At 67.9% G+C, this 8,040-nt stretch carries 8 protein-coding genes; 3 read left to right on the top strand and 5 right to left on the bottom strand.

What is annotated here, in order from left to right:
- A partial coding sequence (locus NON22_RS16670; protein ID WP_257388075.1) for a hypothetical protein occupies positions 1 to 232 on the top strand: 232 nt, incomplete at its 5' end.
- 180 nt (positions 233 to 412) lie between these two features.
- Here NON22_RS16670 and tyrS read toward each other — a convergent pair.
- Complete coding sequence (tyrS, locus tag NON22_RS16665) at positions 413 to 1,624, bottom strand: tyrosine--tRNA ligase (protein ID WP_257388074.1); 1,212 nt, start codon at positions 1,622 to 1,624, stop codon at positions 413 to 415.
- A gap of 201 nt (positions 1,625 to 1,825) precedes the next feature.
- On the opposite strand from tyrS, the gene NON22_RS16660 reads away from it, so the two are divergent.
- Both NON22_RS16660 and NON22_RS16655 read left to right on the top strand, forming a co-directional pair.
- Complete coding sequence (locus NON22_RS16660) at positions 1,826 to 3,298, top strand: OapA family protein (RefSeq protein ID WP_257388073.1); 1,473 nt, start codon at positions 1,826 to 1,828, stop codon at positions 3,296 to 3,298.
- Between the two features lie 7 nt (positions 3,299 to 3,305).
- Positions 3,306 to 4,421, top strand: a complete 1,116-nt coding sequence (locus NON22_RS16655; protein WP_257388072.1) for an anhydro-N-acetylmuramic acid kinase — start codon at positions 3,306 to 3,308, stop codon at positions 4,419 to 4,421.
- On the opposite strand, the gene NON22_RS16650 is transcribed toward NON22_RS16655, so the two are convergent.
- From NON22_RS16650 to NON22_RS16635, 4 genes are all read right to left on the bottom strand, one after another.
- Positions 4,406 to 4,711: a hypothetical protein gene (locus NON22_RS16650; RefSeq protein ID WP_257388071.1), complete on the bottom strand. Its 306-nt coding sequence runs from the start codon at positions 4,709 to 4,711 to the stop codon at positions 4,406 to 4,408. The genes NON22_RS16655 and NON22_RS16650 overlap by 16 nt on opposite strands.
- Positions 4,712 to 4,901: 190 nt before the next feature.
- Positions 4,902 to 6,164 carry an AmpG family muropeptide MFS transporter gene (locus tag NON22_RS16645; RefSeq protein ID WP_257388070.1) on the bottom strand — a complete coding sequence of 421 codons (1,263 nt, stop codon included), beginning with the start codon at positions 6,162 to 6,164 and terminating at the stop codon, positions 4,902 to 4,904.
- A complete protein-coding gene (locus NON22_RS16640; protein WP_257388069.1) occupies positions 6,161 to 6,931 on the bottom strand; it encodes an exodeoxyribonuclease III in 771 nt (256 codons plus the stop codon). Before NON22_RS16640 ends, NON22_RS16645 begins: the two co-directional genes overlap by 4 nt.
- A gap of 72 nt (positions 6,932 to 7,003) precedes the next feature.
- On the bottom strand, positions 7,004 to 8,040 hold a 1,037-nt coding region (locus NON22_RS16635), incomplete at its 5' end, for an efflux RND transporter periplasmic adaptor subunit (RefSeq protein ID WP_257388068.1).

Genomic DNA, 8,040 nt, shown 5'->3' with positions numbered 1-8,040 from the left:
ATCTTTCAGCCCAGAACTTCAAGCACTTGGCTTTCGTTCCAACCCGGCAACATTTCGTCCCGGTGAGCCGCATATCTTACATCCCTTTTCGCTTCCGTCAACACCCCAGTTCGTCTTTTTTCCGAACCAGACCGCCAACCTCTTCCACCGCGAAAAGCCTCAAACCCCGGCGGCTATTCCCCGCCTCCTTCACCCCGGCGTCACCGCCTCAGCGAAGGGGCGCGAATCATAACCCCTCTTTGCCGTTCGTCAACCCCCGCAGCGCGTCTTTCTTCTTACCAACCCGCCGCCAAGCCAACCCACCGCAAACCCGCTACCTTCCGACAGCCCCTCCTCCGTCTCTCCCGACCAGCGAAGGGGCGCGAACTCTAGCACCACTCGCTCGTTTGGCAAGAGGGTTCGCCGACTTTATTTACGCGGCGATCAGGCGCACACGGGCGTAGCCGCGCTTGCCGAGCTGAAGCAGATATTCGCCCCCAGCCGCAAAGAGCAGCGACGCGTCCTCGACCAGTGCTCCATCCACGCGGACCGCGCGCTCGTTAATCTTGCGCGTCGCTTCCGAACCGCTCGCCGCCAAGCCGGCAGCCTTCAACAACGCGCCTATGCGCAGACCGTCGGCCGGCACCAGGACATCCTGAACGGCCAGGTCCGCTGGCACGCCGCCGCCCTGGATCACCTCATGCCAATGCCTGACGGCGGCTTCGCCAGCCTCCGCGCCGTGGAAGCGGGCGGTCAGCTCGACGGCCAACTGCATCTTGTAATCGCGCGGATTGACCTGGCCGGCCGCGACGGTTTCGCGCATCTGCTTGATGTCGGCCAGCGACTTCGCGAACGACAGCAACTCGAAGTAGCGCCACATCAGATCGTCGGACAGACGCATGATCTTGCCGAAGATCTCGTTCGGCGGCTCGTTGATGCCAATGTAATTGCCGAGGGACTTGGACATCTTGTTGACGCCGTCGGTGCCTTCGAGCAGCGGCAGGGTCAGCACGATCTGCGGCGGCTGTCCCGCTTCTTCCTGCAGTTGGCGTCCGACCAGCAGGTTGAATTTCTGGTCGGTGCCGCCGAGTTCGACGTCGGCCTTCAGCGCGACCGAGTCATAGCCCTGCACCAGCGGATAGAGGAATTCGTGAATCGCGATGGCCTGTTCGCTGCGGTAGCGCTTCTGGAAGTCGTCGCGCTCGAGCATGCGCGCGACCGTGTGTCTGGCGGCGAGCTTGATCATGTCGGCCGCCGACATCTGGCCGAACCATTCAGAATTGAAGCGGACTTCGGTCTTTTCGCGATCGAGGACCTTGTAGACCTGTTCGGCGTAGGTCTGCGCGTTCGCCTCGATGTCCGCGCGACTCAGCGGCTTGCGCGTGACATTCTTGCCGGTCGGGTCGCCGATCATGCCGGTGAAGTCGCCGATCAGGAAAATGACCTGATGGCCGAGGTCCTGAAACTGGCGCATTTTGTTCAGCAAGACCGTATGACCCAGATGCAGATCGGGCGCAGTCGGATCGAAGCCCGCCTTGATGCGCAGCGGCCGGCCGAGCTTGAGGCGCGCCTCGAGATCCTCGCGCTTGATGATTTCTTCGGCGCCGCGACCGATGAGGTCCAGCGCTTCCTGCAGTTGGGTCATGCCATCGTCTCCGCTTGCTGCCGTCGCGACCGCGCGCCGACGCGAACATGCCGTCCACGCTAGCGCGGGCCGCCTCGAAAAAAGAAGGTGCAGTTAATTATTTGTTAATCGGCTAACCGGGCGCAAACCCGCGCCAATACTGGCGTTGACGGGGTTTGAATCGGTTGGCTATGGTACGGGCCGTTTGATCGGAATGCGACCGTGAACGAGACCCCAGCCGCACCTCACTCCAGCCGCCGCACCGGCCGTCGCCTCGCGCTGCGGCGTCGCGCACTCCGAAAACATTTCCAATTTTATTCAAAATGCAAAACCTGGGCGCTCGCGCAGAACGCGGCGATCTCGCCGATCTCCTGGCGCCGCGAACATTGGGTTCTCGCCAGCGTCGCCGTCGCGCTGACCGTCATCGTCGGCATGGTCATGCCGACCTGGGCCAACGCGATGCGCCGCGACGAAGCGCCGAGCATCACGACCTTGTCGCTGCCGCTCCCGGCGCTCAGCGCCGACCAGACTTCGGCCGACGATCGCGCGCTGGCTGGCCTCGCCGCCGCGGGCATGGTGCCCGGCATGGACGGCGATGAATGGAAGATCGTCATCGTGCGCGCCGGCCAGTCGCTGGCCGACATTTTCCACGAACAGGGCCTGTCGCCGACCGAGCTGCAGCGCCTCGTAGACGCGAAAGTCGACAACGGCGCATTCCGGCGGATTCATCCCGGCGACGAGTTCGGGTTCCGCAAGAGCGGCGACGGCCGCCTCACGGCGCTGCGCTTCGACCGCGACGACCATACCCGCGTCATCGTGCGCGTCGATGCCGACGGCATCGACAGCGAGATCGCCGAGCGCGCGCTGGAACGCCGTGTCCACGTCGCCCACGGCACGATCAAGAGTTCGCTGTTCGAGGCCGGCGATTCCGCCGGCATGACCGATTCGATGACCTTGAAGCTGGCCCAGGCTTTCGGCTACGACATCGACTTCGCCCAGGATCTGCGCGTCGGCGACACCTTCACCGTCATCTACAACGACGTCTACCGCGAAGGCGAGCGTCTGCGCGATGGCGACATTCTCGGCGCGACCTTCATCAACGGCGGCCGTCGCTTCACGGCCTTCCGCTATGAGGACGCCGAGGGCACGGTCTCCTTCTACAGCGAGGACGGCCGTCCGCTGAAGACCTCGTTCCTGCGCACGCCGGTGGAATTCACGCGCATTTCCTCGCGCTTCAGCGCGGGCCGCATGCATCCGGTGCTCGGCAAGATGCGCGCGCACAAGGGCGTGGACTATGCCGCGCCGACCGGCACGCCGATCTACGCGGCCGGCGATGCGAAGGTCGAGTTCCGCGGCGTCAAGAACGGCTTCGGCAACGTCGTGATCCTGCAGCACGGCGGCCAGTACAGCACGGTCTACGGCCACATGTCGCGTTTCGCCGCGGGCCTGTCCAACGGCCAGCGCGTGCGCCAGGGTCAGCTGATCGGCTACGTCGGCTCGACCGGTCTGGCGACCGGCCCGCATCTGCACTACGAATTCCGCATCAACGGCCAGCATCGCGATCCGCTGTCGGTCACCTTGCCGAAGCCGGAACCGCTGCCGGCGACCGAGTTGGTCAAGTTCAAGCAGCTGACCCAGCCGATGCTGGCGCAGCTCAAGCGCTACGAAGATCCGCGCCTGGCGCTCGCGCGCTGAGCCCGCGGTGACCGCTTCCGAGCTGTTTCTCGGCCTGATCTCGGGCACGAGCGCCGACGCGATCGACGTCGCGCTCGTTGCGTTCGATCCGGCGCCGCAGCTGGTCGCCGCGCAAGCCGCGGAGTATCCGCCGGCGCTGCGCCGCCGCGTGCTGGCCCTCGCACGCGAGACCGCCGAAATCAATCTCGACGAACTCGGCACGCTCGACGTCGAGCTCGGCCAGGCCTTCGCCGATGCGGCGCTCGCCCTGCTCGCGCGCGAGAAACTCGCGCCGTCGGCCGTGCGTGCGCTCGGGTCGCACGGCCAGACCGTCCGGCACAAGCCCTCGCTGGCCGCGCCGTACACCTTGCAGCTCGGCGATCCGAACGTCATTGCCGAACGCACCGGCATCACCACGGTCGGCGACTTCCGCCGCCGCGACATCGCCGCCGGCGGCCAGGCCGCACCGCTGGTGCCGGGACTGCATGCGGCGCTGCTCGCCGATGCGCGCGAGGATCGCGTCGTGCTGAATCTCGGCGGCATCGCCAACATCACCGTGCTGCCGCGCGATCCGGCCGCGCCGCTAGCGGGCTTCGACACCGGGCCGGCCAACTGCCTGCTCGATGGCTGGTCGCTGCAGCAGCGCGGTCTGGGCTGCGACATCGGTGGTGCCTGGGCCGCACAGGGGCGCGTCGACGAAGCGCTGCTCGCGCAGATGCTGGCCGAACCGTATTTCGCGCAGACGGGCCCCAAGAGCAGCGGCCGTGAAGTCTTCAACATGGACTGGCTGCAGCGTCAGCTCGGCGGACGCGCGATCGCCGCGGTCGACGTGCAGGCCACCTTGCTGGCCCTGTCGGCGCGCAGCGTCGCCGCCGCGATACGCCGCGACGCGCCGCATGCGCAGCGCGTGCTGGTCTGCGGCGGCGGCGTGCACAACGCGACGTTGATGAACGCCCTGGCCGCCGCGCTGACACCCGTTCCCGTCGTCAGCACGGCCAGCTGCGGCATCGATCCCGACTATGTGGAAGCCATGGCCTTCGCCTGGCTCGCGCGACAGCGGCTGCGGGGATTGCCGGGCAATCGCGCTGACGTGACCGGCGCGCGCGGACCGCGCGTGCTCGGCGCGATCTACTTCGGCTCCTGATCCGGACGCCCGTCGCCGCCCTCGCCTTCGGTGAACAGCGGCCGGCCGGCGACGCGCTCGAACGCATCCAGCGCGGCGCGGAACGCCGCCGTTTCGGTCGATTCCCAGGTTCCCGACAGCATCGCGATGTCGTGCAGCTCGCGGCGCGCTACCTCGTCCGCCCCGAGGCCGACGCCGCGGCGCAGCGCGTAGAGAATGGCTTCGTTGATCGACCACTGATGCTCGCGCGCAATGTCCTTGATGCGTTCGGCCAGCGCGTCATCGATGTGGCGTACGAGAATGTCTGGCACAGCGCCCCCGCTTCGGCGTCCGCAAATGCCCCTGAAGATCACGATTGTCGCAGCATGCTGCCGCGTTTACAGCTAGAACGTTCCGTGCCCCGGCAGCCATGGCGTCGGCGCCATCGATACCGTATTCGATGCTAAGAAAGCCTGAAGCCGGCGATGCGGAGCTGTCCGACGCCCCCGAAGCGACCGCGCGCTAGGCGCCGCGCACGTCCAGTGCGGCGATGCGCGACCGCAGCACGTAGACCATCAGCAGTCCCGGAATCGCCGTGAACACGGTCGTCACGAAGAACGGCCCCCAGCCCACCGCTTCGACGACGGTTGCCGCCAACGGCCCGAGATAGACGCGCCCGATGACGGCGAGCGCGCTGATGAGCGCGAACTGGGTCGCGCTGAAGCGCTGGTCGCACAAGGCCATGACCAGCACGCCGAACGCGGTCGATCCCATGCCGCCGATGGCCTGATCCAGCAGTACGACCAGCACGAGCGCCGGCAGGTCGGGACCGGTAAGGGTCAACCAGGCGAAACCGAGATTGGTGAGCGCCTGGGCGATGCCGAAGATCAGCAGCGCCGGCACCAGCCGCATGCGCATGAGCATCCAGCCGCCGAGCAGCGAGCCGCCGAGGCCGGCCGCGAGGCCGACGAACTTGTTGACGCTGCCGACTTCGGTCTGGCTGAAGCCGACGCCGCGCAGCAGGAACGTCGTCGACAACGCGAGCGAGAACGCATCGGCGAGCTTGTAGAGAATGATCAGCGCGATCCAGGCCAGCACCGCCGGACGCGTGAAGAACGCGCGCAGCGGCGCGACGACCGCCTGCAGCAGATCGCGCGGCGGCGAGACCGGCGCAGCCGCCGGCGCGGCCAGGGTACCTATCGACGCCACCAGCATCAGCGCAGCCATGAGCTGGTAGACCAGCGGCCAGCCGAGCTGGTCGGCGAGGATCAGGGCCAAGCCGCCCGACGTCAGCATGGCCAGGCGATAGCCCGCCTGGGTCAATGCCGAACCCCAGTTGCGCTGCTCGGGCGTGACCAGCACGTCGGTGCGGTAGGCGTCGAACGCGATGTCCTGCGTCGCCGAGAACACCGCGAGCAGCACCGCGAGGAACACGATCGCGCTCATGCTGCCGGACGGATCGTACAGCGACATGCCGAACAGGCAGGCGGCGCAGGCGAGCTGGCAGGCAAGTATCCAGCCGCGCCGGCGGCCCAGCAGCGGCAGCGCATAGCGATCGATCAGCGGCGCCCACAGCGGCTTGAAGACGTAGGCCTGGCCGATCAGGGTGGCCCAGCCGATGGCCTTCAGGCTGACGCCCGACGTCGTGAACCAGGCCTGCAGCGCGCCGCCGGAAAGCGCGAGCGGCAGGCCCGATGCGAAGCCGAGTACCGCGATGACGGTCAGCCGGCGCGCGCGCGCCGACTCGTCGACGGCCGCCGCGGCCGTTTCGGCGCTGCTGCTCAAGCCGTGTAGTCCACGGTATACGGCGCATGATCGGAGAAGCGCGGATCGCGCAGGATTTCGCAGCTCTTGAGCCGCGCGCGCAGCGACGGCGAGACGACCTGGTAGTCGATGCGCCATCCCACGTTGTTCGCGCGCGCCTGGCCGCGGTTGGACCACCAGGTGTAGTCCTCGGCTTCCGGCTTGAGCGTGCGGTAGCTGTCGACCCAGCCGTGCTGCAGGAACAGCCTGTCCAGCCAGGCGCGTTCCTCCGGCAGGCAGCCCGAGGTCTTCTGGTTGGAACTCCAGTTGCGGATGTCCTTGCGCGTGTGAACGATGTTCCAGTCGCCGCAGATCACGTAGTCGCGGCCGCTCGCGAACCACTCCTCGAAGATCGGCGTGATCCAGTCGATGCACTTGAACTTGAACGCCTGGCGCTCGTCACCCGACGAACCCGACGGAAAATACAGCGAGACCACGCTGAGATTGCCGTAACGCGCCTCGATGTAGCGGCCTTCCTCGTCGAAGTCGCTCCAGCCCAGCGCCGTGCGCACTTCGTCGGGCTCCTCGCGCGTGTAGATCGCGACGCCGCTGTAGCCCTTCTTGCTCGTCGCGTCGCGGTAGTAGCTGTGATAGCCCTTGGGCCGGAACGCCGCGTCGGTTAGCTGGTGCTCCTGCGCCTTGGTCTCCTGCAAGCAGACGATGTCGGCCTTGTGCCGGGCGAGCCAATCGTAGAAACCCTTGCTCGCCGCGGACCGGATGCCGTTGGCATTGAAGCTGACGATGCGCATTGCTCACTCCGCACAGACGAAGTGGGCAATGTAGCGGCGCCGGCGGGTCGAGCCAAGCACCAACCTGCGCACTCAGCCTTCGACGACGCGGACGGCCTGTCCCGGGCTCAGGCGCTCGGCACCGCGAACGACGACGCGGTCGCCGGGACTGAGCTCGCCGGTGACTTCGACCAGGGTGTCGCGCGCCGCGCCGGCCCGCACCTCGACCCGCTCGGCCGTGTTATCGGCCTTGACCCGCATGACGTAGGTGTGCGCCTCGCGCAGCACGAGCGCGTCGCGCGGGATGGTCAGCGCGGTCTCGCCGGCGCTCTCGGGCAGCGCGACTTCGACGGCCGTGCCGACGAGCGCGAAGTCTTCCGGCAGCGACACGCGCAGCTCGAACTGGCGCGAGCGCTCGTCGCCTACCGGCACGACCGCACGCACCGTGACCGGCTGCACGGCGCCGTGCAGGCGCACCTGGATTTCCTGGCCGGCCTTGACCTGCGGCGCGAGCGCGAGAGGCGCCTGCACGCGCGCCTCGAGCCGGCCGGTGTCGACCAGATGCGCGACGGCCGCGCCGATCTGCAGGTATTCGCCGCGCTGCACGAAACGCTCGCTGACCACGCCGCTGAACGGCGCGCGGATCTCGGTCTCGTTCAGGTCGTGCTCGATGCTGCGCCGTTCGGCGTCGGCGCGGGCGAGTTCCTGGCTGGCGCTCTCCAGCGCGGCGCGCGCCTCGTCGAGCTGGGTCTGCGCGACGGCGTTGCCCGGAGCGAGCTTGGCCAGCCGCGACATCTGGCTCTGCGCGAGATCGCGCTGCGCCTTGGCGCGGCCGGCCGTCGCGCGGGCCTGTTCCAGGCGCAGGCGCAGCGGCACGTCGTCGAGCTTGGCGAGCCGTTCGCCGCGCTTCACGACGCTGCCGACTTCGGCGATCTCCACGACGCGGCCCGCGGCGACGCTCGCGATGCGCGCGTCGTCGCGGCTGACGACACTGCCGGGCACCCAGCGCGTCGGCGCGAGCTTGGTCGCGGTGGCTTCGGCGACGGCGACGGTCGCCGCCGGCGCGGCCGGCGCTTCGGCGGCCGAGGTCAGCGCGGCGGGCGCCGCGACGAGCGTGGCCAGCAACAGAC

This window comes from Tahibacter caeni (assembly GCF_024609805.1).
Lineage (GTDB): Bacteria > Pseudomonadota > Gammaproteobacteria > Xanthomonadales > Rhodanobacteraceae > Tahibacter > Tahibacter caeni.
Note: the sequence above shows the minus strand (reverse complement) of the source record. Positions and strands in the feature narration are given on the sequence as shown.

Coding starts and splice junctions, on each gene's coding strand:
- tyrS (WP_257388074.1), bottom strand. CDS start 1,624: ATGACCCAACTGCAGGAAGCGCTGGACCTCATCGGTCGCGGCGCCGAA.
- NON22_RS16640 (WP_257388069.1), bottom strand. CDS start 6,931: ATGCGCATCGTCAGCTTCAATGCCAACGGCATCCGGTCCGCGGCGAGC.